Annotated in this window: 21 protein-coding genes; 12 read left to right on the top strand and 9 right to left on the bottom strand. The window is 64.6% G+C overall.

What is annotated here, in order from left to right:
* Positions 1 to 14 precede the first annotated feature (14 nt).
* From hflC to OKW41_RS33250, 6 genes are all read left to right on the top strand, one after another.
* A complete protein-coding gene (gene hflC / locus OKW41_RS33275) occupies positions 15 to 920 on the top strand; it encodes a protease modulator HflC (RefSeq protein ID WP_429575260.1) in 906 nt (301 codons plus the stop codon).
* 43 nt (positions 921 to 963) lie between these two features.
* Positions 964 to 1,155, top strand: coding sequence for a DUF2065 domain-containing protein (locus tag OKW41_RS33270; protein ID WP_013089773.1), 192 nt, complete (start codon positions 964 to 966; stop codon positions 1,153 to 1,155).
* A 217-nt stretch (positions 1,156 to 1,372) separates the two neighbouring features.
* Positions 1,373 to 2,524, top strand: coding sequence for an ATP phosphoribosyltransferase regulatory subunit (locus tag OKW41_RS33265; RefSeq protein WP_429450365.1), 1,152 nt, complete (start codon positions 1,373 to 1,375; stop codon positions 2,522 to 2,524).
* Positions 2,525 to 2,745: 221 nt separating this feature from the next.
* Positions 2,746 to 4,092 carry an adenylosuccinate synthase gene (locus OKW41_RS33260; RefSeq protein WP_429450364.1) on the top strand — a complete coding sequence of 449 codons (1,347 nt, stop codon included), beginning with the start codon at positions 2,746 to 2,748 and terminating at the stop codon, positions 4,090 to 4,092.
* Between the two features lie 18 nt (positions 4,093 to 4,110).
* Positions 4,111 to 4,683 carry a phosphoribosyltransferase gene (locus OKW41_RS33255; protein ID WP_429450363.1) on the top strand — a complete coding sequence of 191 codons (573 nt, stop codon included), beginning with the start codon at positions 4,111 to 4,113 and terminating at the stop codon, positions 4,681 to 4,683.
* A gap of 260 nt (positions 4,684 to 4,943) precedes the next feature.
* The gene (locus OKW41_RS33250) at positions 4,944 to 6,830 is read left to right on the top strand and encodes a potassium transporter Kup (protein WP_429450362.1); all 1,887 of its coding nucleotides are present in this window, start codon (positions 4,944 to 4,946) and stop codon (positions 6,828 to 6,830) included.
* A gap of 149 nt (positions 6,831 to 6,979) precedes the next feature.
* On the opposite strand, the gene OKW41_RS33245 is transcribed toward OKW41_RS33250, so the two are convergent.
* Entirely contained in the window at positions 6,980 to 9,334 is a 2,355-nt protein-coding gene (locus OKW41_RS33245; RefSeq protein ID WP_429575259.1) for a Tex family protein, read from the bottom strand.
* Positions 9,335 to 9,653: 319 nt separating this feature from the next.
* On the opposite strand from OKW41_RS33245, the gene OKW41_RS33240 reads away from it, so the two are divergent.
* The 3 genes from OKW41_RS33240 (at position 9,654) to OKW41_RS33230 (ending at position 13,296) form a co-directional block, all read left to right on the top strand.
* On the top strand, positions 9,654 to 10,601 hold the full coding sequence (locus tag OKW41_RS33240; RefSeq protein WP_429575258.1) for a hypothetical protein: 948 nt from the start codon (positions 9,654 to 9,656) through the stop codon (positions 10,599 to 10,601).
* Between the two features lie 148 nt (positions 10,602 to 10,749).
* Positions 10,750 to 10,968, top strand: a complete 219-nt coding sequence (locus OKW41_RS33235; protein ID WP_429575257.1) for a DUF465 domain-containing protein — start codon at positions 10,750 to 10,752, stop codon at positions 10,966 to 10,968.
* Between the two features lie 63 nt (positions 10,969 to 11,031).
* Positions 11,032 to 13,296 carry an ATP-dependent DNA helicase gene (locus OKW41_RS33230; protein ID WP_429575256.1) on the top strand — a complete coding sequence of 755 codons (2,265 nt, stop codon included), beginning with the start codon at positions 11,032 to 11,034 and terminating at the stop codon, positions 13,294 to 13,296.
* A 190-nt stretch (positions 13,297 to 13,486) separates the two neighbouring features.
* On the opposite strand, the gene OKW41_RS33225 is transcribed toward OKW41_RS33230, so the two are convergent.
* Both OKW41_RS33225 and OKW41_RS33220 read right to left on the bottom strand, forming a co-directional pair.
* Positions 13,487 to 13,738: a hypothetical protein gene (locus OKW41_RS33225; RefSeq protein WP_429450358.1), complete on the bottom strand. Its 252-nt coding sequence runs from the start codon at positions 13,736 to 13,738 to the stop codon at positions 13,487 to 13,489.
* Positions 13,739 to 13,969: 231 nt separating this feature from the next.
* Positions 13,970 to 15,223 (bottom strand): JmjC domain-containing protein, encoded by a 1,254-nt coding sequence (locus tag OKW41_RS33220; protein ID WP_429575255.1) that lies wholly within the window; start codon positions 15,221 to 15,223, stop codon positions 13,970 to 13,972.
* Positions 15,224 to 15,255: 32 nt separating this feature from the next.
* On the opposite strand from OKW41_RS33220, the gene OKW41_RS33215 reads away from it, so the two are divergent.
* Positions 15,256 to 15,798 carry an FKBP-type peptidyl-prolyl cis-trans isomerase gene (locus OKW41_RS33215; protein ID WP_429575254.1) on the top strand — a complete coding sequence of 181 codons (543 nt, stop codon included), beginning with the start codon at positions 15,256 to 15,258 and terminating at the stop codon, positions 15,796 to 15,798.
* Here OKW41_RS33215 and OKW41_RS33210 read toward each other — a convergent pair.
* The 4 genes from OKW41_RS33210 to OKW41_RS33195 form a co-directional block, all read right to left on the bottom strand.
* Complete coding sequence (locus OKW41_RS33210; protein ID WP_429576523.1) at positions 15,778 to 17,226, bottom strand: hypothetical protein; 1,449 nt, start codon at positions 17,224 to 17,226, stop codon at positions 15,778 to 15,780. The genes OKW41_RS33215 and OKW41_RS33210 overlap by 21 nt on opposite strands.
* Entirely contained in the window at positions 17,192 to 19,879 is a 2,688-nt protein-coding gene (mutS, locus tag OKW41_RS33205) for a DNA mismatch repair protein MutS (protein WP_429575253.1), read from the bottom strand. The genes OKW41_RS33210 and mutS overlap by 35 nt, the downstream gene beginning before the upstream one ends.
* 208 nt (positions 19,880 to 20,087) lie before the next feature.
* Entirely contained in the window at positions 20,088 to 21,386 is a 1,299-nt protein-coding gene (gene lplT / locus OKW41_RS33200) for a lysophospholipid transporter LplT (protein ID WP_429575252.1), read from the bottom strand.
* 213 nt (positions 21,387 to 21,599) lie between these two features.
* A complete protein-coding gene (locus OKW41_RS33195; RefSeq protein ID WP_429575251.1) occupies positions 21,600 to 22,403 on the bottom strand; it encodes an inositol monophosphatase family protein in 804 nt (267 codons plus the stop codon).
* A gap of 407 nt (positions 22,404 to 22,810) precedes the next feature.
* On the opposite strand from OKW41_RS33195, the gene OKW41_RS33190 reads away from it, so the two are divergent.
* Together OKW41_RS33190 and cysE are read left to right on the top strand one after the other, a co-directional pair.
* A complete protein-coding gene (locus OKW41_RS33190; protein WP_429575250.1) occupies positions 22,811 to 23,641 on the top strand; it encodes an RNA methyltransferase in 831 nt (276 codons plus the stop codon).
* Between the two features lie 263 nt (positions 23,642 to 23,904).
* On the top strand, positions 23,905 to 24,732 hold the full coding sequence (cysE, locus tag OKW41_RS33185; RefSeq protein WP_429575249.1) for a serine O-acetyltransferase: 828 nt from the start codon (positions 23,905 to 23,907) through the stop codon (positions 24,730 to 24,732).
* A 45-nt stretch (positions 24,733 to 24,777) separates the two neighbouring features.
* Here the strand turns inward: cysE and OKW41_RS33180 are convergent, their stop codons facing one another.
* Together OKW41_RS33180 and OKW41_RS33175 are read right to left on the bottom strand one after the other, a co-directional pair.
* Complete coding sequence (locus tag OKW41_RS33180) at positions 24,778 to 25,575, bottom strand: UDP-2,3-diacylglucosamine diphosphatase (RefSeq protein ID WP_429450349.1); 798 nt, start codon at positions 25,573 to 25,575, stop codon at positions 24,778 to 24,780.
* Positions 25,576 to 25,638: 63 nt separating this feature from the next.
* A complete protein-coding gene (locus OKW41_RS33175) occupies positions 25,639 to 26,133 on the bottom strand; it encodes a peptidylprolyl isomerase (RefSeq protein WP_090800697.1) in 495 nt (164 codons plus the stop codon).
* Between the last annotated feature and the right edge of the window lie 94 nt (positions 26,134 to 26,227).

Raw genomic sequence — 26,227 nt, 5'->3', positions numbered from 1 at the left:
GAGCGCACAAGAATATGAACCGAATCATTGCGCTCGTCGTCGCGGTCGTCATCGTGCTGTTCGCGGCATCGTCGATGGTGTTCGTCGTCGATCAACGGCATATGGCTGTGTTGTCCGCGCGCGGCGATGCGACGCCCACGCTGCTCGGCCCGGGGCTGCACGTGAAGCTGCCGCCGCCGCTGCAAACGGTCGCGTTCGTCGACAATCGCATCCAGTCGCTCGACGCACCCGACGAAGATCATTACGTCACGTCCGACAAAACCGATCTGCTGGTCAACCCGGTGATCAAGTTCCGCGTGACCGATCCGCTGAAGTTGATCGCCGAAACGAAGGGTGATCCGCAGAGTCTGCCCGACCGGCTCGCGCTGCTGTCGCGCGGCGCGCTCGGCGACGCGTTCGGCAAGTTCACACTGTCCGACGCGCTCGCCAAACAACCGGCGGTCGCCGAACAGGCCCGCGGTGTGATGGACAAGGGCGCGGCATCGCTCGGCGTATCGGTCGTGGATGTGCAACTCACGCGCGTCGATTTCCCGGCCGCGGTGGCCGACTCGGTATTCAAGCGCATGATCGCCGCGCGCCAGCAGGTCGCGGCGGACGAGCGAGCGAAGGGCGCCGCCGAAGCGAACCAGATCCGCGCGGACGCGCTCGCGAAGCGGCAGGCGGTGCTCGCCGACGGCCTCGCGCAGGCGCAGGGCATTCGCGGCGAAGGCGATGCAAAGGCCGCGGAGATCGCTGCCGAAGCGTTCGGCAAGGATCCGCAGTTCTACCAGTTTTATCAAAGCATGCAGGCGTATCGGAAGACCTTCAAGCCGGGCGACCTGATCGTGGTCGACTCCAGTAGCGAGTTCTTCCGCTTCATGCGTAGCCCGACCGGCGGCGTCGCCCCGGACGCTTCCGCGCCTGCTGCGCGCAAACGCTGATTACCGAAGGCCGCGGCACCCGCATCGCGGCTGCTTCAATCGCATGGACATAGCTGGTTCATTATTGCTCGCGATCGCGCTAATGCTGATTATCGAGGGGATGTTTCCGTTCGTTTTTCCGAGCGCCTGGCGCGACACGTTCCGTAAAATAGCGGAACGACCGCCGCATCAGATTCGTGTCGGAGGGCTCATCGTGATGTTGCTCGGGCTGGTTCTACTGTTCATCGCGACCTGAAGCCGGCTTGCTTGTCTGACGAACGCCGCGTGTTTCGGCGTGTTTTGCCGGCCCGAGCAAAACGCCTACTGACCGGTCACGCCGCCGCGCGTCGCGCGCGTGCCGCGAAACGCCGCCCGAGCGTCTGTGTCAGCCGCCAGAATCAAGCCGCTCTACGTCATTCACACTCATCATCGGCGCTGCAAGACGCCGTGTTCAACGCCGTAGGACTGTATCGATGTCGACCTGGTTGCTTCCTGAGAATATCGCCGACGTGCTGCCGTCGGAGGCCCGCAAGATCGAAGAATTGCGGCGTCATTTGCTGGACCGTTTCCGCTCGTACGGCTACGAGATGGTGATGCCGCCGCTGCTCGAATACATCGAGTCGCTGCTGACAGGCGGTGGGCACGATCTGAATCTACGCACCTTCAAGCTCGTCGATCAGCTGTCGGGCCGCACGCTCGGTCTGCGCGCCGACATCACGCCGCAGGTCGCGCGCATCGACGCGCATCTGCTGAACCGCCAGGGCGTCACGCGTCTTTGCTATGCGGGCAACGTCGCGCATACGCGCCCGCGCGGCCTGCATGCGACGCGTGAGCAGATCCAGATCGGTGCGGAAATCTACGGCCACGCAGGGCTCGAAGCGGACCTCGAAATCCAGCAGCTGATGCTCGACGCGCTGCGTCTCGCCGGCCTCGCGAAGGTGCGTCTGGACCTGTGTCACGCGGGCGTGCTGGCGGCGCTGATCGAAGCCGAGCCGGCCGCCGAGGAACTGGGCCAGGCGCTCTACGACGCGCTGGCCGGCAAGGACGTGCCGCGCCTGGTCGAGATGACCGCGCAATTCTCGCCGGTGATTCGCGATGCGCTGCGCGCGCTGCCGACGCTGTACGGCGACGCGTCGGTGCTCGAAGAGGCCCGCGCGCGTCTGCCGAATTCACCGGCGATCGCCCGCGCGCTCGACGACCTCGCGTTCCTCGCGAGCCAGGTCGACGGCGCCGAAGTGATGATCGACCTCGCCGATCTGCGCGGCTACGCGTACCACAGCGGCGTGATGTTCTCCGCTTACGTGGACGGCGTGCCGAACGCGGTCGCGCGCGGCGGCCGTTACGACCACGTCGGTCAGGCCTATGGCCGCGCTCGCGCGGCAACCGGCTTTTCGCTGGATCTGCGCGAAGTCGCGCGGATCTCGCCGGTCGAAGCGCGCAGCAGCGCGATCCTCGCGCCGTGGCGGCACGACGAAGCGTTGCGCGTGGCGGTCGCGGCATTGCGCGATGGCGGTGAAGTGGTAATCCAGGCGCTGCCTGGCCACAAGCACGATCTCGATGAATTCGCGTTCGACCGGGTGCTGGTCGAGCGCAATGGCGCCTGGGTGGTCGAACCGCGCGCTTGAGTCGCGCATTTCGATCAACGCTGCGGGGGACCCGTCCCCCGGCGCTCGCCAGGGGGCGGCGCAACCACCGCCCGAATCGCGCGCGGTCGAGCGAATCTTCGCGGCCGCGCATCCCTCGCAACACTCAACATAACGTGCATACCATTGAGCGGAAACGGAAAAATTCCGGAAGCTTCCGCGAACCTAGGTAAAATACGTTTTTAACCAGCTTACGAAACAACATGTCTGCCAGCGCAGTGAATGTGAACCCCGGGCGCAACGTCGTCGTCGTGGGTACCCAATGGGGTGATGAGGGCAAGGGCAAGATCGTCGACTGGTTGACGGACCACGCTCAGGGCGTCGTTCGCTTCCAGGGCGGTCACAATGCCGGTCACACGCTTATCATCGGCGGCAAGAAAACCATCTTGCGTCTGATTCCGTCGGGCATCATGCATCCCGGCGTCGCGTGCTATATCGGCAATGGCGTCGTGTTGTCGCCGGAAGCGCTGTTCAAGGAAATCGGCGAACTCGAAGCCGCCGGCATCGAGGTCCAGAAGCGCCTGTTCATTTCCGAAGCCACCACGCTGATCCTGCCGTATCACATCGCGATCGACCAGGGCCGCGAAGCGCGCCGCGGCGCGAGCAAGATCGGCACGACCGGCCGCGGCATCGGCCCGGCCTATGAAGACAAGGTCGCGCGCCGCGGCCTGCGCGTGCAGGACCTGTTCGACGCGCCAGCCTTCGCCGAGCGTCTGCGCGAAAACCTCGACTATCACAACTTCGTGCTCACGCAGTACCTCGGCGCCGCCGCGGTCGACTTCCAGCAAACGCTCGACACGATGCTGAGCTACGCCGACCGTCTGAAGCCGATGGTCACCGACGTGTCGCGCCGTCTCTACGACGTCAACGCGAACGGCGGCAATCTGCTGTTCGAAGGCGCGCAGGGCACGCTGCTCGACATCGACCATGGCACCTATCCGTTCGTCACCTCGAGCAACTGCGTCGCAGGTGCCGCGACGGCGGGCGCGGGCGTCGGTCCGCAGAAGCTCAACTACATCCTCGGCATCACGAAGGCGTACTGCACGCGTGTCGGTTCGGGCCCGTTCCCGAGCGAACTGTACGATGCGGACAATGCCTCGCGCCAGGACCCGATCGGCCTCGAACTCGCCACCGTCGGCAAGGAATTCGGCTCGGTCACCGGCCGTCCGCGCCGCACTGGCTGGCTCGACGTCTCCGCGCTGCGTCGCTCGATCCAGATCAACGGCGTGACGGGGCTGTGCATGACCAAGCTCGACGTGCTCGACGGTCTCGACGAAGTGAAGCTGTGCGTCGGCTACACGATCGACGGCCACAACGTCGATCTGCTGCCGCGCGGCGCGACGGAAGTCGCGCGCTGCGTACCGGTCTACGAAACCTTCGCGGGATGGAAGGAAAGCACGGTCGGCATCAAGGAGTGGGACAAGCTGCCCGCCAACGCGCGTGCGTACCTGTCGCGTGTGCAGGAAGTCGCGGGCATTCCGATCGACATGGTCTCGACCGGTCCGGACCGCGACGAAACGATTCTGCTGCGTCATCCGTTCAAGGTCTAAGCGATGCAAGGTGTACCCATGATCGCGATGAAAGATCCGCGCAACGACGACAAGAACCTGTGGGTCGGCTGGGACGAATATCACCGGCTGATCGAGGTGCTCGCACTTGCCGTGCACGAATCGGGTTGGAAGTTCGACAAGATCCTGTGCCTCGCACGCGGCGGTCTGCGCGTCGGCGACCAGCTGTCGCGCATCTACGATCTGCCGTTGGCGATTCTGGCAACGAGCTCTTATCGCGAGGCAGCGGGCACGCAGCAGGGCGAACTCGACATCGCGCAATACATCACGATGACGCGCGGCGAACTGCACGGTAACGTGCTGCTCGTCGACGACCTCGTCGATTCGGGCGTCACGCTCGCGCGCGTGCAGCAGCATCTGAAGGAACGCTATCCGGCCATCACCGCGGTGCGCTCGGCCGTGCTGTGGTACAAGGGCTGCTCGAAGGTGAAGCCTGATTACCACGTGCAGTATCTGCCGACCAACCCGTGGATTCATCAGCCGTTCGAGGAGTGGGACACGGTGCGTCCGCATAACCTCGGCGCGTGGATCAAGCGCGGCATCGCCCAGGCCGATGAGGCGTCGGGCAATTGACGCGAAGCCGCGCCTCATGCTTTGTCGCATCGGATCACGCGCGTCATCGCGGTGTCACAAAACGGAGCCCAGTCGGGCTCCGTTTTTTTATGCGTCACGCGCCGCGCCGGGACGTCCGCACCGCGGCAGACGCGTCCATATCGCAGTGCTACACTGCGCGGACATCCACGTGGCGTATCCACAACAAGCCGGGCGGTACCGGATGGGCAGTTTAAAATAGCGGTCGTTTTTTCCGCCCGGGAACGGATTTCCTCGCGTCCATGACAGATAACAATCACGTACACAAACAGCCACTGCCTTCCCTTGCGATTGCCGCGATCGGTGTGGTGTTCGGCGACATCGGTACGAGCCCGTTGTACGCGCTGAAGGAAGCCTTCAGTCCGTCGCACGGCATCCCGTTGACCGATCAGTCGATCCTTGGCGTTATTTCGCTGCTGTTCTGGGCGATCGTGATCGTGGTCGGCGTCAAGTACGTGCTGTTCGTGATGCGCGCCGACAACAACGGCGAGGGCGGCGTCCTCGCGCTCATGGCGCTGGCGATGCGCTCGGTCGATCAGAAATCGAAAATGGCCGGCCTTCTGATGATGCTCGGCATCTTCGGCGCCTGCATGTTTTACGGCGACGCGGTGATCACGCCGGCAATCTCGGTGATCTCGGCGGTCGAAGGTCTCGAAATCGCCGCGCCGCATCTGGCGAATCTGGTGATTCCGCTGACCGTCGTGATCCTGATCGTGCTGTTCTGGATCCAGCGGCACGGCACGGCCACGGTCGGCCGTCTGTTCGGGCCGATCATGACGCTTTGGTTCCTCGTGCTCGCCGTGCTCGGCCTGTGGCACATCATGCAGTCGCCGAATGTGATCCAGGCGCTCAATCCGTACTACGCGTACACGTTCATGGCCGCGCACGTGCTGCAGGCCTACGTGGTGCTCGGCTCGGTCGTGCTGGTGCTGACCGGCGCGGAGGCGCTGTACGCGGACATGGGCCACTTCGGCGCGCAGCCGATCCGCATGGCGTGGTACGTGCTCGTGATGCCTTCGCTCGTGCTGAACTACTTCGGCCAGGGCGCGCTGCTGATGCACGACCCAAAGGCGATCGAAAATCCATTCTTCCTGCTCGCGCCGGACTGGGCGTTGTTGCCGCTCGTCGTGCTGTCGACGATCGCGACGGTGATCGCGTCGCAGGCGGTGATTTCGGGCGCGTACTCGCTGACGAGCCAGGCGATCCAGCTCGGCTACGTGCCACGCATGAAGGTCCTGCACACGTCCGAACTCGCGATCGGGCAGATCTATGTGCCGGTCGTGAACTGGATGCTGCTGTTCATCATCCTGTGCATCGTGATCGCGTTCAAGAGCTCGGACAATCTGGCGGCCGCGTACGGTATCGCGGTGACTGCAACGATGGTGATCACGACGATCCTTGCCTGCGTCGTGATGGTGAAGGTGTGGAACTGGAACAGACTGCTCGTTGGGCTCATCATCGGCGTGTTCATGGTGGTCGACCTGGGCTTTTTCGGCGCGAACCTGCTGAAGGTCGAAGAGGGCGGCTGGTTGCCGCTGTGCATCGGCGGCCTGCTGTTCTTCCTGCTGATGACGTGGTTCAAGGGCAGGATGATCGTGAAGGAACGCACGGCCGCCGACGGTATTCCGTTGATGCCGTTCCTGCAAGGCCTGCTCGCGCATCCGCCGCATCGCGTGTCGGGCACTGCGATCTATCTGACCGGCAGCGATTCGCTGGTGCCGGTGAGCCTGCTGCACAATCTGAAACACAACAAGGTGCTGCACGAGCGCACGATCTTTCTGACCTTCGTCACGCGCGACATTCCGTACGTGAAGGACGCCGATCGCGTGACCGTGAAGGACATGAATGGTGGCCTGTGGCTGGTGAAGGCAGCCTACGGCTTTAACGAAACGCCCGACGTGAAGGCGGTGCTGCTCGACGTCGGCCGCACGCACGACATGACCTTCGAATTGATGGACACGTCATTCTTCCTCGCGCGCGAAACGGTGGTGCCGACGCAATTGCCGGGCATGTCGGTATGGCGCGAGCGTGTGTTCGCGTGGATGCATCAGAACGCCGCGAAGCCGACCGACTTCTTCAGCATCCCGGCTAACCGGGTCGTGGAACTGGGAACGAAGATCGAGATTTGACGGCTAGCGCGTGACGTGCGGGAGCGCAAACAAAAGGCCCACGCAATGCGTGGGCTTTTTGTTCATGCGCGCGTGCAAGCGGTTGAGCGCGCGACGCAGTCATGTCACGGACCGGAGCGCATGCGACGACGTGCTCCGGTCCGTGACGCTCACTTCTGCTTGAGCTTCGCAAACGCAGCCGCCATCGCGCCGCCCGGCTCCGGTTCGCGCGAGCGTTGCGGCGCACCGCGTCCCGCTCCGCCGCGATTGAAGCTGCCGCCCGAGCCACCGCGATCCTGCTGCGCACCGCCGCCGCTGCGCGCGGCCGCTGCACCGGGTTCGTCGTCGAGACGCATCGTCAGTGCGATACGCTGGCGCTTCACGTCGACTTCGAGCACCTTGACCTTGACGATCTGACCGGCTTTCACGACCTCATGCGGGTCCTTCACGAACTTCGTCGACATCGCCGACACGTGCACGAGGCCATCCTGATGCACACCGACGTCGATGAACGCGCCGAACGCCGCGACGTTCGTCACGACGCCTTCGAGCACCATGCCCGGGATCAGATCGCTGACCTTCTCGACACCTTCGCGGAACGTCGCGGTCTTGAACTCGGGACGCGGATCGCGGCCCGGCTTCTCGAGTTCGACCAGGATGTCGCGCACGGTTGGAAGACCGAAACGCTCGTCGACGAATTCGGTGGGTGACAGTCCGCGTAACGCGTCGCGATTGCCGAGCACTTCGCCGACCTGCTTACTGATCTTCGCGAGGATGCGCTGAACGACCGGATACGCTTCCGGGTGCACCGACGAACGGTCGAGCGGATTCTCGCCGTTATTGATGCGCAGGAAGCCGGCAGCCTGCTCGAAGGTCTTGTCGCCGAGACGCGGCACCTTGCGTAGATGCTCGCGCGACGGGAACGGCCCGTTCGCATCGCGATAGTCGACGATGTTGCGCGCGAGCGTTGCGTTTAAACCCGACACCCGCGCGAGCAGCGCGACCGACGCGGTGTTCGCATCGACGCCGACCGCATTCACGCAGTCTTCGACGACCGCGTCGAGCGAGCGCGCGAGTTCGCGCTGGTTCACGTCGTGCTGATACTGGCCGACGCCGATCGCCTTCGGCTCGATCTTCACGAGCTCGGCGAGCGGGTCCTGCAGACGTCGCGCGATCGACACGGCGCCGCGCAGCGACACGTCCATGGCGGGGAATTCCTTCGCGGCAAGCTCGGACGCCGAGTACACCGACGCGCCGGCTTCGGACACAACGATCTTCTGCAGTTTCAGCTCCGGATGACGCGCGATCAGCTCGCTCGCGAGTTTGTCCGTCTCACGCGACGCGGTGCCGTTGCCGATGCTGATCAGCTCGGCCTGCGTTTGCGCGGCGATTCGCGCGAGCTTCGCGAGCGAGCCGTCCCAGTCGCGGCGCGGCTCGTGCGGGTAGATCGTGTCGGTCGCGAGCACCTTGCCGGTGCGGTCGACCACCGCCACCTTCACGCCGGTGCGCAAGCCCGGATCCAGACCGATCACGGCCTTCGGACCAGCCGGCGCCGCGAGCAGCAGGTCCTTAAGATTGCGCGCGAACACGCGGATCGCTTCGTGTTCGGCTTCGTCGCGCAGATTGGTCAGCAGCTCGTTTTCGAGGTGCGGCTGCACCTTGACGCGCCAGCACCAGCGGCACACATCGGAGAGCCACTTGTCGGCGGGGCGGTTCTGATTGGCGATGCCGAAGTGCCGCGCGATCAGCGCTTCGCCCGGGTGCGGCACCTGCGCGTCGAGCTCTTCGCCGAGGCCGAGCTTGATCATCAGCACGCCGGCATTGCGGCCGCGGAACAGTGCGAGCGCGCGATGCGACGGCACTGTGCGGATCGTTTCGGCGTAGTCGTAGTAGTCGCGGAATTTCTCCTCTTCCGCGGTTTCCTTGCCTTCCACGACCTTCGACGACACCACGCCCTGGTTGAACAGATAGTCGCGCAGCTTGCCGAGCAGTTCGGCGGTCTCGCCGAATTGTTCGGAGAGGATGTCGCGCGCGCCGTCGAGCGCGGCCTTCACATCGGCGATGCCTTTGTCCGCGTCCACGTACGCCGCGGCTTCGGCTTGCGGATCGAGCAGCGGATTGCCGAGCAGCGCGTCGGCGAGCGGCTGCAAGCCGGCTTCGCGCGCGATCTGCGCGCGCGTGCGGCGCTTCGGTTTGTATGGCAGATAGAGGTCTTCGAGCACCTGTTTGCTGTCGGCGCCTTCGATCGCGCCGCGCAGCTCGTCGGTGAGCTTACCCTGTTCGTCGATGCTCGCGATGATCGCCGCGCGCCGGTCTTCCAGCTCGCGCAAATAGACCAGGCGTTCCTCGAGATTGCGCAGTTGCGTGTCGTCGAGATTGTCGGTCACTTCCTTGCGATAACGGGCGATGAACGGAACGGTCGCGCCTTCGTCGAGAAGTTCCACCGCGGCCGCGACCTGGCGCGGCTGGACGGACAGTTCGGTGGCGATGCGCTGGACGATCTTGAGTGCTACGGTTTCCGTCATAAGGTCTTGGTGTTCCTGCGGACTCAGTGATGGGCCGCGCGCGGGCGGCAAATCGGGACAGGCCGGGCGTGCGCCGCGACCAGGTTGCTAGAGCGGGGCATTTTGCCATAAATGCCAAAGGGCTCAACCGCGGGGTGTTAGAATTTCGGGCATGTTCCGTTGACCCTCTACGACGTTGCCAATCTCCTTGTCCCTCAACCGCCTGGTCTCTTCGCTGGCGTCAGGTTCACTGCCGGGTTCACTGCCGGGTTCGTCTCAATTGCCGCTGGTTTCTTTGCGCTCGTTCGGTCGGTCGGCTTTAACGGCTGCCGCGTCGTGCGTGATCGCCGCAGCGCTCGTCGTGCCGGTGTCGGCCGTGGCGCAAAGCGCGACGCCGGCGCAAGGTACGGCGCCCGTCGCGGCCTCGGGCCCGCAAGCCGCCGCAACCGCCGACGGCCCTCAAAGCGCAAGTGACGTAGCCGTGCTGGACAAGTCGTTCGACGAGCGGCAACAGGTGCTCAATCAGCGCACCGACGACAACAACTATCAATTCGCTGTCGCGCAACACAACTGCTACAGCCGCTTCTTCGTCAATCACTGTCTGAACCGCGCGCGCGACGCGATGCGCAGCGTGCAGGCGGACATCCGCAAGGAACAGCTCGCGCTCGACGCCGAGCAGCGTGCGCAGCGCGCCCGTGAACGCGACGAACGCACCGCGTTGCGGCGCGCGCAAAACGAGGCGGAAGCGCCGCAACGTGCCGCCGAAGACGCGCGCAACGAGCAGGCGTATCAGGAAAAGCAGCGTCAGCACGCGCTCGATCAGGCGCAGCACAACGCAGAGGCGCCGCAGCGCGAAGCCAATGCGCAGGCCTACGCGGAGAAGCAACGTCAGCACGCGCTCGATCAGGCGCAGCGCAACGCCGCGGCACCGCAGCACGAAGCCAACGCGCAGGCCTACGAGGAGAAGCAGCGCCAGCACGCGCTTGATCAGGCGCAGCGTGGTGTCACGCCTGCGCAGGCGGCGGCCAATCAGAAGGCCCACGACCAGAAGCAGAGCGACTACCAGCGCAAGCTCGAGGAAGCGCGTCGGCAGGGTGCGCAAAAGGCCGCGGAGCGCCAGCAGAAACAGGAGACTTTCGAGCGGAAGCAGGCCGAGGCCGCGCAGCACAAGCTCGATGTCGAAGCACGTCAAAAGCAGGCCGCCGGGAAGGCCGAGCAGAAGCGTCAGGACGAGCTGAAGCAGCGACAGCTCGAAGAGCAGCAAAAGCAGCAACAAGAGCAACAGTAAGCGTGCTGTAGTGGCTGTATCGTAGAGTAAGCCCTGGCGGTCGTGGCCAGGGCCGCCGTAGTCGCCGTAATGCGTTTTGAGGCGGACAGCAACCTCAGGCATCGGACCGCGCGCACGCGGTTCGTGCCGCCGACCAGAGGAGGCGAGCATGCGCGATCGTCATCACGTCATCGACGCAAACACACTTCGCGACCGCATTCTGCAACTGGAATTGGAGCATAGTGGACTCGACCGGTTGATCGACCGGATGTCGGATGAACCCGGCATCGACGACTTCGAGTTGCAGCGCCTGAAAAAGCGCAAACTTAAAGTCAAGGACACCATCATCTTGCTGCAATTGCAGCTCGAACCGGACGCGCGCGCCTGAGTTCGCGGCCTGGCAGGCGCCGGGCGCGCAGCGCGCGAGCCGGACTTAGCAGGAACGCTTACCTTGAATTCATCGCATGACACTTCATCCCGGGCCGCGCCGGACAACGCATCTGCTTCGGGCACGCCCGCGCCGCGCGCGGCAGCACCGGTGCGAGGTGTGTCGCTGAATCGGCGCCGCGCGAGCGAGCTCGACGACATCTTCGCCGACAACGGTCTGCTCGCACGGCAGATCGACGGATATCGGCCGCGTGCGTCGCAGATCGAGATGGCGCGCGCGGTTGCCGCGGCGATGGAGGCGTCGGGCCGCGCGATACCCGAGCCCGCGATGTTCGAGACGCAGAAGCGCCCGGCGCGGCGCCTGCAGCAGACCGGCGCTGAAGCCGTCTCTGAGTCGACCGAGAGCAACGCGCAAGCCGATGGCGTCGACGGTGGTGAGAATACGTTGATCGTAGAGGCGGGTACCGGCACCGGCAAGACCTATGCGTACCTCGTGCCGGCCATGCTGTGGGGCGGCAAGGTGATCGTCTCGACCGGCACCAAGCATCTGCAGGATCAGCTGTTCCAGCGCGACATTCCGACCGTGCGCGACGCGCTCGCGGTGCCGGTGTCGGTCGCGATGCTGAAGGGCCGCGCGAACTACCTGTGCCATTACTACCTGCAACGCACCGCGGACAACGGCCGTCTGTCGTCGCGCCAGGAGACCTCGTATCTGCAGGACATCGTGCGCTTCGCGAAGATCACGCGCACCGGCGACAAGGCTGAACTCGCGAGCGTGCCGGAAACGGCGCAGGTGTGGTCGATGGTCACATCGACGCGCGACAACTGTCTCGGCCAGGAGTGTCCCCACTACAAGGACTGCTTCGTGATGCAGGCGCGCCGCGAAGCGCAGCAGGCCGATATCGTGGTGGTCAACCACCATCTGTTTTTCGCCGACATCATGCTGCGCGATACCGGCATGGCGGAGCTGCTGCCGACTGCGAATACGGTCATCTTCGACGAAGCGCACCAGCTGCCCGAAACCGCGACGCTGTTTTTCGGCGAGACGCTATCGACCGCGCAGTTTCTCGAACTCGCACGCGATTCGGTGGCCGAGGGCCTCGGTCACGCACGCGATGCGGTCGATTGGGTCAAGCTCGGCGCGACGCTCGAGCGCGCCGCGCGCGACGTGCGGCTCGCGTTCAAGGAAGACTCGGTGCGTCTGTCGATCGGCCAGCTGCCCGACGATCATCCGCTGTTCGCCGCGCTCGAGACGCTCGAGGCCGAACTCGACGCGTTGGCCTCAGCGTTGGCGGGCCAGGCCGAGCGAGCCGAATCGCTCGGCGCGTGTTTGCGTCGCGCGCGCGAGTTGCAGGACGTGTTGAGCGGCTGGACCACGCCACCCACGAGTGCAGAACGCGACGCGGTTGCGACCCGCGAGGGTGACGCCAGCGCGGAGCGCGCCGATCCGAATGAAAAGGTGCGCTGGATCGAGGTGTTCTCGCACACGGTGCAGCTGCACGAAACGCCGTTGTCGGTCGCTCCGATTTTCGCGAAGCAGCGCGCCGGCGTACCGCGCGCGTGGATCTTCACATCGGCGACGCTGTCGGTGCGCGGCGACTTCACGCACTATGCGGCGCAGATGGGCTTGAACTCGAAGCGCTCGATGACATTGCCGAGTCCATTCGACTATCCATCGCAAGGGCTTCTGTACGTACCGCGCAATCTGCCACAGCCGTCATCGCCGATGTTCACCGACGCCGTGTTCGATGCCGCATTGCCCGCGATCGAAGCCTCGGGCGGCGGCGTCTTCATGCTGTGCACGACGCTGCGCGCGGTGGATCGTATCTCGGCGAAGCTGCGCGACGCGATCGAGTCGCGCGGCTGGGACTATCCGCTGCTCGTGCAGGGCGATGCGAGCCGCACCGAACTGCTCGACCGCTTTCGCGCCTACGGCAATGCGATCCTGGTCGGCAGTCAGAGCTTCTGGGAAGGGGTGGACGTGCGCGGCGACGCGCTGTCGCTGGTCGTGATCGACAAGCTGCCGTTTGCGCCGCCGGACGATCCCGTGCTGGCCGCGCGGCTCGACGCACTGACGAAGAAGGGCTTGAGCCCGTTCGCCGTGCATCAGCTGCCGCAGGCCGTCATCACGCTGAAGCAGGGCGCCGGCCGGCTGATTCGCGCGGAGACTGATCGTGGCGTGCTGATGATCTGCGATACACGTCTCGTCGATAAACCTTATGGCCGCCGCATCTGGCAGAGTCTGCCGCCGTTCAAGCGCACCCGCGAGATCGACGTGGTGCGTGAGTTCTTTGAGGAGAGCGCTGGGCCAGCGGCGCCGGTTCGATAGGCGGATGTGTTCCACACATGCGACGAGCTCCGCAGTGGAAAGCGGCCCTGAATGACAAAACGCCACGGATGTGAATCCGTGGCGTTTTTCTTTTCCCGTTTGCGGCTCGCGCCGTTTCCGGCCAGCCTCCAAACGTTTCGTGCGCAGGCGCTGTAGCGGGAGCGCCGCTACAGCGCCGAACCGTTGCGGCTTACTGGCTTGCGCCTGCTGCCGGCGATGCTGCTTCAGCCGGCGATGCTGCAACTGCCGGCGATGCTGCTTCTGCCGGCGATGCTGCTTCGGCCGGCGATGCTGCAACTGCCGGCGATGCTGCTTCAGCAGGCGATGCTGCCGCCGGTGCGGACGCAGCCTCCGACGGTGCAGCAGCCTGATCGTTGCTCTTGTTGCATGCAGCGAGTGCCACAACTGCCAACAGGGATGCTACGAGGAGGGATTTCTTCATGATCACGTCCTTTTATGGTTTAAAGGTAAGCAACAGCGCAAAATAAAACCGGTAATGTGCTCCAACACCGACCTGGGCCGCTGGCGGAGATGCTCTTTTGACGAGCTGGAATCTTCCCTACGGCTTGGGCGGAAATTATATGCACTTTCGTACTGACAGTCGATAAATGCGGGTCAATACGTTGTCTTTCTCATACAAAATTTCACTGTACGGTATAACAGGCGGGCAGAGTTACGCAAGCTCGCCCACCTGTATCCAGCCCGCACAATACCACTCGTGTAGCAGTGCTGTCACCGATGAATCGTGCGATAGTGTTACAAAGCGTTTCGCACTCATGCACCGCAGATTTGCGAGTTCAAACAGCCATTTTTTCGCGCCGGTCCATGATATTTCTTCTCCATTTACGAAGAAAAAACGTCGTTCATACAACAGGTTAGTCTTGCGATCGAGCCGTAGGCCGGATCTCGACGCCGCGCCGATGAAACGGGCTTCGTTGAGCGGCCGTTGCGGCGGATCGAAGACGACACTCGGCTTGGGTTCGCTGAGGTACGTGCCAAGGAACGACGCAATGTCCTGCTCATTCCATCGCACTTTAGCAAGCATCGCGCCCACCCGTTCGACGAGCGCCGCGGGCAACTCGGCCGGCTGTTCGACGGCGGCCTGCCGTGGGTCGCGATAAAGGGCGCCCGCCTTGCCCGTGGCCTCTCCGCGCTCGGCCAGGTGGTAGAGGAACTGCGCGGTCAGCTCGCTTTCGGAGGGCGCGCGAAAACCGATCGAGCAGGTCATGCATTCGCCCTCGGCGATGCCGTCGTGCGCGATGTGCGGCGGCAGGTACAGCATGTCGCCGGGCTCGAGTACCCACTCCTGTTCGTGCTCGAAGTGCTGTAAAACCTTCAACGGCAAGCCGGGCTGCAGCGTCAGATCTTTCTGCGCGCTAATGCGCCAGCGGCGCTTGCCTTTTACTTGCAAAAGAAACACATCGTAGGAATCGAAGTGCGGGCCGACACCGCCGCCATCGGTCGCATACGAAATCATCAGGTCGTCGAGACGCGCGTCCGGCACGAAGCGGAAACGGTCGAGCAACGCGCGTGAGCGGTCGTCGTGCAGGTCCACGCCCTGCACGAGCAGTGTCCATGCGCGCTGTTTGACGGACGGCATTCCGTCGGGCGCGAACGGGCCGTCCTCCAGCTGCCATTTGTTGCGGAAGTGCGTGATCAGGCGCGCTTCGACGTCGTCCCGATCGGCCAGCTCGAACAGCTCGTCGCGCGACAGCGGCGCTTCGATGTCCGGAATCGCTTGACGGATCAGCAGCGGCTTCTTCTGCCAGTAGCGGCGCATGAATTGCGACGGGCTCAGATGGCCGAGAAGCGCGGTCGGAACGTGGGGCGAGGGCGGAAGAATGGGCCGCGTGGCCGGCTTTGCGGCAGACGGCGAATTGCTTGCCGAACCTGCATCGGCCGGGAGGTGAGTGGGCCGCCTGGGCATCGTATAATGTGAGTTGTATTCTGGAGAATCGAATGAAAATCGCAAAGAACACCGTCGTGTCGGTCGCCTACAAACTGTCGGATGCGCAGGGCAATCTGATCGAGGAAAGCGAAGAGCCGATGGTCTATCTTCACGGCGGCTATGATGGCACGTTCCCCAAGATCGAGGAAGAGCTCGACGGCCGCGAGGCTGGCTTCGAGACCCAGATCCAGCTCGAGCCGCAAGACGCGTTCGGCGAATACGATCCTGACCTTGTGAAGATCGAGCCGCGCGATCGCTTCCCTGAACCGCTCGAAGTCGGCATGCAGTTCGAAGGCACCCCGGAAGATGGCGACGAGGAAATCGATGCGCTGGTGTACGTGGTGACCGACGTCGCGGAAGACAAGGTCGTGCTCGATGGCAATCATCCGCTCGCCGGCATGGCGCTGCGTTTCGCGTTGACCGTCAAAGACGTGCGTCCGGCTACTGAAGACGAAATCCAGCACGAGCACGCGCATGGCGCGGACGGCCTCGAAGTTCTCGACGACGATGAAGACGAGGACGAAGACGACAGCTCAAAACCGACCCTGCACTGAGCTTGCGGGCATGCGCGGTGTCGTCGCGGGGGCAGACGGCACCGATGCGGGCAACGCAGGCGAGGCTGGCAATATCGACCCCGGCGGCATCGAGATAGCGGGCCCATAGTCGCCGCCGCCCTGGTCGGACGGGATGCGCGGCTGCTGCTCCTGCGACTCTCCAGGCGTCTGCAATACGGGCGGCAATTCCGACGCCGGCCCGAAACCTTCCACATTCGGCATCTCCGGCGCAACCGGCATCGACGCGCCGGATTCGTCGCGCGGCGATGGGGGCGGCAAGACCGGCGGCGTGGTGGGCAGCGGCATCTGCTTCGGCACGTCGCGCACGCCGACTCTGAACGGCGGTTTCCTGCCGAAATCCGCTTCTATCTGAATCCATTGGTTGAGACGATCATGCGGCGCGAGCGCAATGCGCGTGAGGTTCGTCACGACCATCCCCTTGTCGTTGCGTAGCGGCTGATCGATGACGAAACCCCCGGCCGGCCGGTCGTCGTCTGCATGAATGACGACCACGGGTCCGGGGAAAATCTGCGCGAGCTTGAGCAGACTGCGCTTGAATTCTAGAAAGCCGTCGCGGCGCGAGCTATGTGCGAAGTGCAGCCAGGCGAACCGTTCGGGTCGCTCGTAGCGCTCCGGGTCGAAGTCGCCCTGAATGAACACGACGATCGCGCGCGCGTCGCGGCGCTTCGCGTATTCGGCCGCATGCTCGAGCCAGAATGCGTTGGCGATCACGCGATCTTCGAACTCGCCGTTGCGGCCGCCCGCGCTCAGGTAGTGGTTGTTCGGACCCGGCGCGTTCAGGCCGATGAAGACGATGTCGCCGGCTTTGGTGTTCGCTTTGTCGTTCGTTTTTTCGTTGACCACCCAGCGCACGTTTTCACGGAACGGGCGGAAGCGCGACACCTCGCTCTCGCGCGTCAACGCGATCGGGTTCTGCCCCATCGACGTTGGATCGGCGAACAGCGTTTGCCGCAACTGGTCGAGCCGCTCGACCGGATCGAAGCCGCCGGCTTCCGCCGTGCCGCAATCGACCCAGTCATGTTGGCCGGGAATAAAGAAGAGGGCAGTGCGCGAACTGTCGAGCAGCGCGTGGCGGCGCTCGAACAGCGCGTCGCGGCAAACTTCCTTTGGCCCCTTCAGATTGCCGTCGTAGACGATGAGGCGCACGTCGCGCTCGCGGCCGATCGCCTCGAGCAGCCGTTGCGTGGCGGCTTCGTCGGCGGGGCTGTGCATCGTGCCGGAAATCACCGCGAACGCGAAGCGCGAGGCCTCGGCGTGCGCCGGCGCGGTCCATGCGCACACTGCCACGAGCACGACGATGCCGCCTGCCGGTGCGAGCACGTGGCGCAGCGCCGCGCGAAGCCCGCGCGGGCGCGGCGGGTGTCCCGGCGTGTCAGTGGTCCGCATCCGGCGCGACGGCCAGTTCATGCAGTTCATACAGCAGATCGAGCGCTTCGCGCGGCCGCAGATCGTTCGGATCGATGCCGCGCAGACGCTCGACGAGTGTCTGCATCGCGGGCAACGCAGGCGTTGCGTCACTCGCCGCCTCGTGGTCGTCGTCCGCGTCTTCGGCGAGCATGGCAGGCTGCGTCGCGAACAGATCGAGTTGCGGCGCGGGCTGCGCGGCCGATTGCTGCTCCAGATGCGCGAGATGCTTGCGTGCCGCGCGGATCACCGCGTTCGGCACGCCGGCGAGTTGCGCGACCTGCAGACCGTAGCTCTGATTGGCGGGCCCTTCGTTGACCGCGTGCAGGAACACGATGCCGTGCCCATGCTCGACCGCCGACAGATGCACGTTGGCCGCGTGCGGAAACTCCGCGGGTAGTTGTGTCAGCTCGAAATAGTGCGTCGCGAACAGCGTGTAGCAGCCGTTGTGGGCGAGCAGGTGGCGCGCGATCGCCCACGCGAGCGCGAGGCCGTCGAATGTCGACGTGCCGCGGCCGATCTCGTCCATCAGCACGAGGCTTTGCGGTGTCGCGTCGTTGAGGATCGCGGCGGCTTCGGTCATCTCCACCATGAAGGTCGAGCGGCCGCCGGCGAGGTCGTCGGCCGCACCGATGCGCGTGAAGATGCGGTCGATCTGTCCGAAGGCCGCGCGCCGCGCTGGTACATAGCTGCCCACGTAAGCGAGCAGCGCGATCAGCGCGGTCTGGCGCATGAAAGTCGACTTACCGCCCATGTTGGGACCGGTGATCAACAGCAGCTTGCGCTCGGTCGCGAGTGAGCAATCGTTGGCGATGAACTGCTCGACCTGCGCCTCGACCACCGGATGACGACCCTGCTCGATGTCGATACCCGCGTTCGCCGAGAACGTCGGCGCAACCCAGTCGAGCGCGCGAGCGCGTTCGCCGAGCGCGGCCAGCAGATCGAGTTCGGCGAGCGCGAGCGCCACGCGCTGACAGTCGGGAATGAACGGCAGCAACGATTGCAACAACGCGTCGTACAGTGCGCGTTCGCGCGCGAGCGCGCGTTCCTGCGCGGACAGCGCTTTGTCCTCGAAGGTCTTCAGCTCGGGCGTGATATAGCGCTCGGCATTCTTCAGCGTTTGCCGACGGCGATAGTCGTCCGGCACCTTGTCGGTTTGGCCGCGCGTGACTTCGATATAGAAGCCGTGCACCTTGTTGTACTCGACGCGCAGATTGCTGATGCCGGTGCGCGCGCGTTCGCGTGTTTCGAGATCGATCAGGAACTGTCCGCAGTTCTCCGAAATATCGCGCAGTTCGTCGAGCTCGGCGTCATAACCACGCGCGATGACGCCGCTGTCGCGCACCATCGCGGCCGGCTCTTGCGCGACCGCGAGCTTCAGCAAATCGGCGCACGCGTGCGGCGGTTCGAGCGCCGCGTCGATGCGCGCGAGCGAATCCGCGTTCGATGCCACCGCCGCGAGCTGCGCGCGCAATGCAGGTAGCGCGATGAAGGTATCGCGCAGGCTCGACAGATCGCGCGGCCGCGCCGACAGCAGCGCGAGACGTCCGGTGATCCGTTCGATGTCCGAAATCTGCCGCAATGCGCCGCGCAATGTATCGAGATCGGCGCCCGGCGGCGCGTCGAGCAACGCGCCGATCGCCTGCTGACGCGCCTGAGCCACCGCCGAATCGCGCGGCGGATGATGCAGCCAGTGACGCAGCAGGCGGCTGCCCATCGTCGTGCAGCAGGTGTCGAGCAGCGAGCACAGCGTCGGCGATTCGGTGCCGCGCAGCGTCTCCGTGAGTTCGAGGTTGCGGCGCGTGGCCGGATCGAGGCCGATGTATTCGGATTCGTATTCGACCTTCAGGCTGCGCACATGACGCAGTTGCTGGCCTTGCGTGGACGCCGCGTACAGCAGCAACGCGCCGGCCGCGCCGCACGCACAGCCGAGCGAATGTGCGCCGAAGCCGTCGAGGCTAGCGACTTCGAGCTGGTCGCACAGGCGCTTCGTGCCCGAGGTGATATCGAAGTGCCAGGCCGGTACACGCTTGAGCGCGCTGGCGTTGACAGGCGGTGTCCAGCTAGTCGAATCGGCGGTGGCGTCGGCGACCAGAATTTCCGCGGGACGGATGCGCTCCAGCGCGGCGGCGACCTGATCGGGCGCGACTTCGGCGAGGCGCAGCGCGCCGCTCGCGAGATTGAGCCATGCGAGACCGACGCTCGTGGCGACACCGCGGCGATTGTGCGCGACGCCCAGCGCGAGCAGATAGACGTCGCTCTTGTCGGACAGCAGCGCGGCGTCGGTCAGCGTGCCAGGCGTAACCACGCGCATGACCTTGCGCTCGACCGGGCCTTTCGAGGTGGCCGGGTCGCCGATCTGTTCGCAGATCGCGACCGATTCGCCGAGCTTCACGAGCTTGGCCAGATACTGTTCGACAGCGTGATGCGGCACGCCGGCCATCTTGATCGGATTGCCCGCCGACGCGCCGCGCTGCGTGAGCGTCAGGTCGAGCAGGCGCGCGGCTTTTTCCGCGTCGTCGAAAAAGAGTTCGTAGAAGTCGCCCATCCGGTAGAACACCAGCGTGCCCGGATGCTCCGCCTTGATGCGCAGGTACTGCTGCATCATCGGCGTGTGTTGTGCGACGTCGTTGGCCGCTGCGGTTTGAATACCCATCCTTCGTGTCTTCTTGCGGTAGATGCTCAGGGCGTGAGTTTAACCCGCCGGCGCGGCGAGCGGACCCTGGCCGAACGGACGATGCCCAATACAAGAGCTGAATGTCAGCATGACCTATTCGATCAAAGCGGGGGTTGCACGCCGTCGCGGCGGGTTACGGCCGTCGAGCCGAGCCTCGCGCTGTCATTGCTGGAGCACCGTGATGCATTCATTCCTCGATCATCGCCCGCATGTCCACCCTGCGTTCGTTCGCCGCGCTGCGGCGTTTCGCGAGCCACATCAGCAGCGTGATGAAGGTGCCGAACACGACGATGATCCACTGCGCGGGCATCTTCGCCGTGAGCAGCAGCGCGTACACGCCGAGCATCAGCAGCACCGCGAGGTTCTGGTTGAAATTCTGCACGGCGATCGAGTGACCGGCCGACAGCAGCGTCGCGCCGCGATGCTGCAGGATCGCATTCATCGGCACGATGAAAAAGCCCGACAACGCACCGAGCACGATCATCAGCGGATAGGCCAGCAGAATGTAGTAGGGCGCGACGTGCGTGCCGAAGCGCAGGCCCGCCCCCGCCGGGAACAGGTCCTTGTTGTAGAAGGCCATCGCGATCGCCACCGCGCCCGTCAGCACGCCGACCGGCAACACCTTCAGCGAGTGGCGCAATGGAATCAGCGCGGCCGCGCCCGCCGCGCCGATCGCGATGCCGAAGCCGGTCACGCCTTGCATCACCGCCGCCTTCGACAACGACAGCCCGAGGTTCACGTTCGCCCATTTGAGCACCAGCAGCTGCATCGTCACGGCGGCGCCCCACATCAGCGTGGTCACCCACAGCGCGATCTGCGCGAGCTTGTCGGCCCACAGCACCCGGAAGCAGTGATGGAAATCGCCGACCAGCTTATTCGGCTCGGTCAGCCGGTTCGGATAGCGCGCGCCAGTGTCCGGAATGAAGATGTTGATCGCGGCGGCGATCGCGTAGGTGAGCATGACCGCGCCCATCGCGAGATCGGCGGCCGAGCGGATCAGCGGCATATGAGCACGCATGACGAAATGCTCGACGACGGTGCTGATCAGCGCACCGCCGAGCATCGTGCCGGCGATCGTCGACAGCACCGTCGCCGATTCGAGCCACGCGTTCGCCTGCACGAGCTTTTCAGCGGGCAGCAGCTCGGTGAGGATGCCGTACTTGGCGGGCGAATACGCGGCCGCGCCGAAGCCGACCACGCCGTAGGCGATCATCGGATGAACGCCCAGAATCATCATCAGGCAGCCGCTCGCTTTCAGCGCGTTGGAGATGAACATCACGTGGCGCTTCTGCATCGAATCGGCGAACGCGCCGACGAACGGCGCGAGCAGCACGTACGAGATCGTGAAAAAAATCTGCAGCAGCGGCGTAACCCACGCGGCCGAGCGCATCACGGAAAGCAGGGCGATGGCGGCGATCAACAGCGCATTGTCGGCCAGCGACGAAATGAACTGTGCCGCGATGATCGTATGGAAGCCTTTTTTCATGGGGCAGATTGGAGGCTGCGCCCGGGGCGAAAGTCGGGCAGGGTCAAAGCGGCATGGAGCAGGGAACGGTCCCGGCCGAGTACCGCCCCGAATAACTTCCCGCTTTTTAGCACGACGCTCCGGACACTGGAGCGCCGCCAACAGAAAGGCGGCCGAAGCCGCTTTTCTCTGCAACCGTTATGCGTTGCCGCGGACCGGCCGCGGCGGCGCACCTTACGCCGACTGCTGACGCGTGCGGCTGAAGCGCGACAGGATCGGAATCATCTGCGCGTAGACCTTCGGGTTGCCCGCGACGACTTCGCCGACGTGCAGGAACTCCGAATCACCGGTGTAGTTGCCGACCAGGCCGCCGGCTTCGGTGATCAGCAGGCTGCCCGCCGCGACGTCCCATGCGTTCAGGCCCTGCTCGAAGAAGCCGTCCATGTGGCCGGCCGCGACGTTGGCCAGGTCGAGCGCGGCGGCGCCCGGACGGCGCAGGCCGGCGCAGGCTTCGGTCATCTCGGCGAACTGACGGCCGTACGATTCGAGGCTGTCCTGCGCGCGGAACGGAAAGCCGGTGCCGATCAGGCAGTCGGCCAGGCGGTCACGCTTGGCGACGCGGATGCGGCGATCGTTGAGAAACGCGCCACGGCCGCGCGATGCGGTGAACAGATCGTTGCGGGTCGGATCGTAGACGACGGCCTGCGTGACGACGCCCTTGTGCGCGAGCGCGATCGACACGCAGTAGTAAGGGAAGCCGTGGATGAAGTTGGTGGTGCCGTCGAGCGGATCGATGATCCACTGGTATTCGGAATCGTGGTCCGACTTGCCCGACTCTTCGGCGAGGATGGCGTGATCGGGATAGGCGGTCTTCAGCGTTTCGATGATCGCCGCTTCGGACGCTTTGTCGACCTCCGTGACGAAATCGTTGTGCTGCTTTTTGCTGACCTGAATCAGGTCGAGATCGAGCGATGCGCGGTTGATGATCTGAGCTGCGCGGCGCGCGGCCTTCACAGCGATATTGAGCATGGGATGCATAAACTGATCCTTGTGCCGGGGCAGCACGGCTGCCGGCCGGTAAATAAGCGCGAAACTGCGCTGACGGGCGCCGCAACGACGCAAAAACAGCACGGAACGGCAGACCGGCTATCAAACCGGAGAGCATTCCGTCCACGGAGACGAATTGAATAAGAACAGTGCGACCGGTTCGACGGAAGCTTCAGCAAACGTCGGCGCCGGACGCGAAAAGCGGTATTTTACCTGAGTACGGGCGCCCTCGCGCATGCTCGCTCACGTGCGGATGATGTACCGCACAGGCGCCCGCCGGTGCCGGTCAGATGCTGCGCCCTCGTCCGCGCGCGTGGCTCGCGCGTGCGTCTGATTCGGCATAGGTGCCCGTTGGCGCTACCATACGCGTCTTGAGTCCTAGCCAGCCGAGTTTCATCGTGGATCGCACCCACCATTCCTCCGACCCCGCCGTGGCCGATTTGCGCGGCGGCTTCACGTCGACGCGTTTCGTGCTGGTCGAGCCCAGCCATCCGGGCAATGTCGGCGCCGCGGCGCGCGCGCTGAAAACCATGGGCTTTTCGCGGCTCGTGCTCGTGTCACCGCGCGTGCCGAACGTGCAGAACGACCCCGAAGCGATCGCGATGGCGAGCGGCGCCGATGACGTACTCGCCTCCGTGCACGTGGTGCCGTCGCTCGCCGATGCACTGACTGGCGTGCACTGGTCGATTGCGCTGACCGCGCGGCTGCGCGAATACGGTCCGCCGCAATGGACGCCGCGCGCAGCTGCCGCCGCCGCGCACGCAGAGGCGATGCACGGCGAGATCGCGCTGGTGTTCGGCAACGAGCGCACGGGCTTGTCGAACGAGGACGTCGAGCGATGCAGCGCGATCGCGCATATTCCGGCCAATCCGGCCTATAGCTCGCTCAATCTCGCGCAGGCGGTGCAGGTGCTCTCCTACGAGCTACGCACCGCGTACCTCGGCGCCGACGAAGCGAGCGACGGCGCACCCACCGCGGGAGCACACGCGGCGCCGGCCGAATCCGCCGCTCCACGCGCGCAGATGGCGGCCAGCGACGAGATAGAGAGCATGTTCGCGCATCTGGAAAGCGCACTGGTCGCGCTCGAGTTTCTCGATCCGGCCAATCCGAAGAAGCTGATGTCACGGCTGCGGCGGCTCTTCGCGCGCTCGGGCCTCGAGCGCGAGGAGGTCAACATCGTGCGCGGCATCGCCAAGCACATCCTGCTCAAGACCAGACGGACCGGCTGACGGTCCGTTGACCAGCCCGTGCCGGCGCACCTGATGCGCCGCCTTCGTCTGACGACAACCTTGCAGGTGACGGGGACTTCCGGCAGGTTTCGCGCAATCGCCCTACAATCCACGAAACGTTAGAAGCAAAGCTACCGCCGTGCTAAGCGGCAGCGATGCCGTTCGCTATGGCGCGAAATGCAGAGTCCCGCGCATGCGCAAACCGCGCGGATTCGCTCACGCAGACGGTTTTCCCTCCCAACAATACGGTCGCTGGCATGTCCATGTTCACGAGACTTCGCGAAGATATCGCCACCATCCGCGAGCGCGATCCCGCCGCCCGCAGCGCATGGGAAGTGCTCACGTGTTATCCGGGGCTGCACGCGCTCGTGCTGCATCGGATCGCTCACGCGTGCTGGCGCGCGAAGCGCCGCTGGCTCGCGCGTTTCGTGTCCCAGATGGCGCGCTTCATGACCGGCATCGAGATTCATCCGGGCGCGAGCGTCGGGCGGCGCGTGTTCATCGATCACGGCATGGGCGTCGTGATCGGCGAGACCGCGCAGATCGGCGACGACTGCACGATCTACCAGGGTGTGACGCTCGGTGGCACGTCGCTCACGCGCGGCGCGAAGCGGCATCCGACGCTCGAGCGTGGTGTGATCGTCGGTGCGGGTGCGAAGGTGCTCGGCGGCTTCACCGTCGGCGCGGACGCGAAGATCGGATCGAACGCGGTCGTGACGAAGCCGGTGCCCGCGCGTGGCACGGCGGTCGGCAATCCGGCGCGGATCATCGTGCCGGCCGCGGCGGCTGCGAACGGTGCGAACCCGAATGTGAACAACGCCGCGCGTGACGCGAAGCGCGGCAGCGAAATCAGCGCGTTTTGCGCATACGGCATCACGCCCAACGCGGACGATCCCGTTTCGCTCGCGATTCACGGTCTGATCGACCATGCGGCTACTCAGGCGCGACGTATCGATGAAATCGTCGATGCGCTCGAGCGGCTCGGCACGAGCCTCGAAGGTCTGCAAGGCGCGGATGCAGCGTTGCTCGATTTGCGGCGGCTATCGGCGGCGATCGCGGGGAAGGTGGAGGGGCTGGCGGGGGAGCGCTAGGTATCGGCGCCTCGGCAGCGCGAAGCGCACGCCGTACCCACGAGGTCAATCCAGCGGCAGCGCTCGAATCCCCTCGGCATCGATCTTCAGATAGCCGCCCCGGCGCTCGCCGTGATCGAGATCCCAGTCGGGCAGAACCCAGCGCGTGCCGCCCGGCTCGCGATGCCGCGCGGGCAGATGGGTATGCCCATGAATGATCGTCGCGGTCTTCGATTTCCTGAACAGCGCGGCGACACCTTGCGGGGTCACGTCATACTTGATCGGCATCGGCCGCATGCGGCCATGCTCGCTCTTCGAGCGCATGTTCTCGGCGAGCTTGCGACGCCAACGAAATGGCCACGCGAGAAACAGAATCTGCGCGAGTCGATTGCGCGCGAAACGCCTGAACAACTGATAGCCGCGATCCGCGGTGCACAGACCATCGCCATGGGCGAGCGCAATGCGCGTGCCGAACGCGGTAATCACGAACGGATCGGGCAGCCAGATCGCGCCGGCCGCTTTCATGAAGCGCTTGCCCAGCAGAAAGTCGCGGTTGCCGTGCATGATGTAAAGCGCGATGCCGCGCTCGGACAGCGTGTGCAGCAGCGCCGCAATATGGGCGACGAACGGCTCGCTCAGCATGTCGTCGCCGACCCAGTACTCGAACAGATCGCCGAGGATGAACACCGAGTCGGCCGCTTCCGCGCTCACGCGGATGAAATGCTCGAACGCGGCGAGCGTGCGCGGAATCGCCTCGCTCAGATGCAGATCGGAGAGGAAGAAAAAAGGGCGCGCGGCGTGCGGGCGTTGGCCCTCGCCTGGCACGCCCGCGGCGACGCTTCGCAGCGGCGTCTCTTGCAGCATTGAAGGTGCCTGATTTCAGTTCAAACGAGTCGACACCCGCATGAGGTGCGACTCACTCACGGTTTAGCCGACGACGACAGCTTTTTCGATCACGACGTCATCGACCGGCACGTCCTGATGGAAGCCCTTCGAACCGGTCTTGACCTTCTTGATCTTCTCGACCACGTCCATGCCTTCGACGACCTTGCCGAACACCGCATAGCCCCAGCCTTGCGGCGTCGGCGACGAGTGGTTCAGGAAGTCGTTGTCGTTCACGTTGATGAAGAATTGCGCGGTCGCGGAATGAGGGTCGTTGGTACGCGCCATCGCGATCGAGCCGTTCTCGTTCTTCAGACCGTTGTTCGCCTCGTTGGTGATCGGCTCGGCCGTCGGCTTCTGCTTCATGCCGGGTTCGAAGCCGCCGCCCTGGATCATGAAGCCGTCGATCACGCGGTGAAACACCGTGTTGTCGTAGTGGCCGGCCTTCACGTAGTTCAGGAAGTTCTCGACCGACTTCGGCGCCTTTTCGGCGTTCAGCTCGAGTTTGATGAGGCCGTGGTTCGTATGCAGTTCAACCATGATGGAATCCTTTGATGAACAGGTGGATAAAAGGCGCGGCGCGTCGTCATGCGCTGACGACCGGCCGCGCCGGGGCGTTGGTTGGGGCCGGGCT

This window comes from Paraburkholderia sp. UCT70 (genome assembly GCF_050434085.1).
Lineage (GTDB): Bacteria > Pseudomonadota > Gammaproteobacteria > Burkholderiales > Burkholderiaceae > Paraburkholderia > Paraburkholderia tuberum.
Note: the sequence above shows the minus strand (reverse complement) of the source record. Positions and strands in the feature narration are given on the sequence as shown.

Bases quoted from the DNA above. Each gene is read 5' to 3' on its own strand.
- hflC (WP_429575260.1), top strand. From the start codon at position 15: ATGAACCGAATCATTGCGCTCGTCGTCGCGGTCGTCATCGTGCTGTTC.
- OKW41_RS33270 (WP_013089773.1), top strand. From the start codon at position 964: ATGGACATAGCTGGTTCATTATTGCTCGCGATCGCGCTAATGCTGATT.
- OKW41_RS33265 (WP_429450365.1), top strand. From the start codon at position 1,373: ATGTCGACCTGGTTGCTTCCTGAGAATATCGCCGACGTGCTGCCGTCG.
- OKW41_RS33260 (WP_429450364.1), top strand. From the start codon at position 2,746: ATGTCTGCCAGCGCAGTGAATGTGAACCCCGGGCGCAACGTCGTCGTC.
- OKW41_RS33255 (WP_429450363.1), top strand. From the start codon at position 4,111: ATGATCGCGATGAAAGATCCGCGCAACGACGACAAGAACCTGTGGGTC.
- OKW41_RS33250 (WP_429450362.1), top strand. From the start codon at position 4,944: ATGACAGATAACAATCACGTACACAAACAGCCACTGCCTTCCCTTGCG.
- OKW41_RS33245 (WP_429575259.1), bottom strand. From the start codon at position 9,334: ATGACGGAAACCGTAGCACTCAAGATCGTCCAGCGCATCGCCACCGAA.
- OKW41_RS33235 (WP_429575257.1), top strand. From the start codon at position 10,750: ATGCGCGATCGTCATCACGTCATCGACGCAAACACACTTCGCGACCGC.
- OKW41_RS33225 (WP_429450358.1), bottom strand. From the start codon at position 13,738: ATGAAGAAATCCCTCCTCGTAGCATCCCTGTTGGCAGTTGTGGCACTC.
- OKW41_RS33220 (WP_429575255.1), bottom strand. From the start codon at position 15,223: ATGCCCAGGCGGCCCACTCACCTCCCGGCCGATGCAGGTTCGGCAAGC.
- OKW41_RS33215 (WP_429575254.1), top strand. From the start codon at position 15,256: ATGAAAATCGCAAAGAACACCGTCGTGTCGGTCGCCTACAAACTGTCG.
- OKW41_RS33210 (WP_429576523.1), bottom strand. From the start codon at position 17,226: ATGAACTGGCCGTCGCGCCGGATGCGGACCACTGACACGCCGGGACAC.
- mutS (WP_429575253.1), bottom strand. From the start codon at position 19,879: ATGGGTATTCAAACCGCAGCGGCCAACGACGTCGCACAACACACGCCG.
- lplT (WP_429575252.1), bottom strand. From the start codon at position 21,386: ATGAAAAAAGGCTTCCATACGATCATCGCGGCACAGTTCATTTCGTCG.
- OKW41_RS33195 (WP_429575251.1), bottom strand. From the start codon at position 22,403: ATGCATCCCATGCTCAATATCGCTGTGAAGGCCGCGCGCCGCGCAGCT.
- cysE (WP_429575249.1), top strand. From the start codon at position 23,905: ATGTTCACGAGACTTCGCGAAGATATCGCCACCATCCGCGAGCGCGAT.
- OKW41_RS33180 (WP_429450349.1), bottom strand. From the start codon at position 25,575: ATGCTGCAAGAGACGCCGCTGCGAAGCGTCGCCGCGGGCGTGCCAGGC.
- OKW41_RS33175 (WP_090800697.1), bottom strand. From the start codon at position 26,133: ATGGTTGAACTGCATACGAACCACGGCCTCATCAAACTCGAGCTGAAC.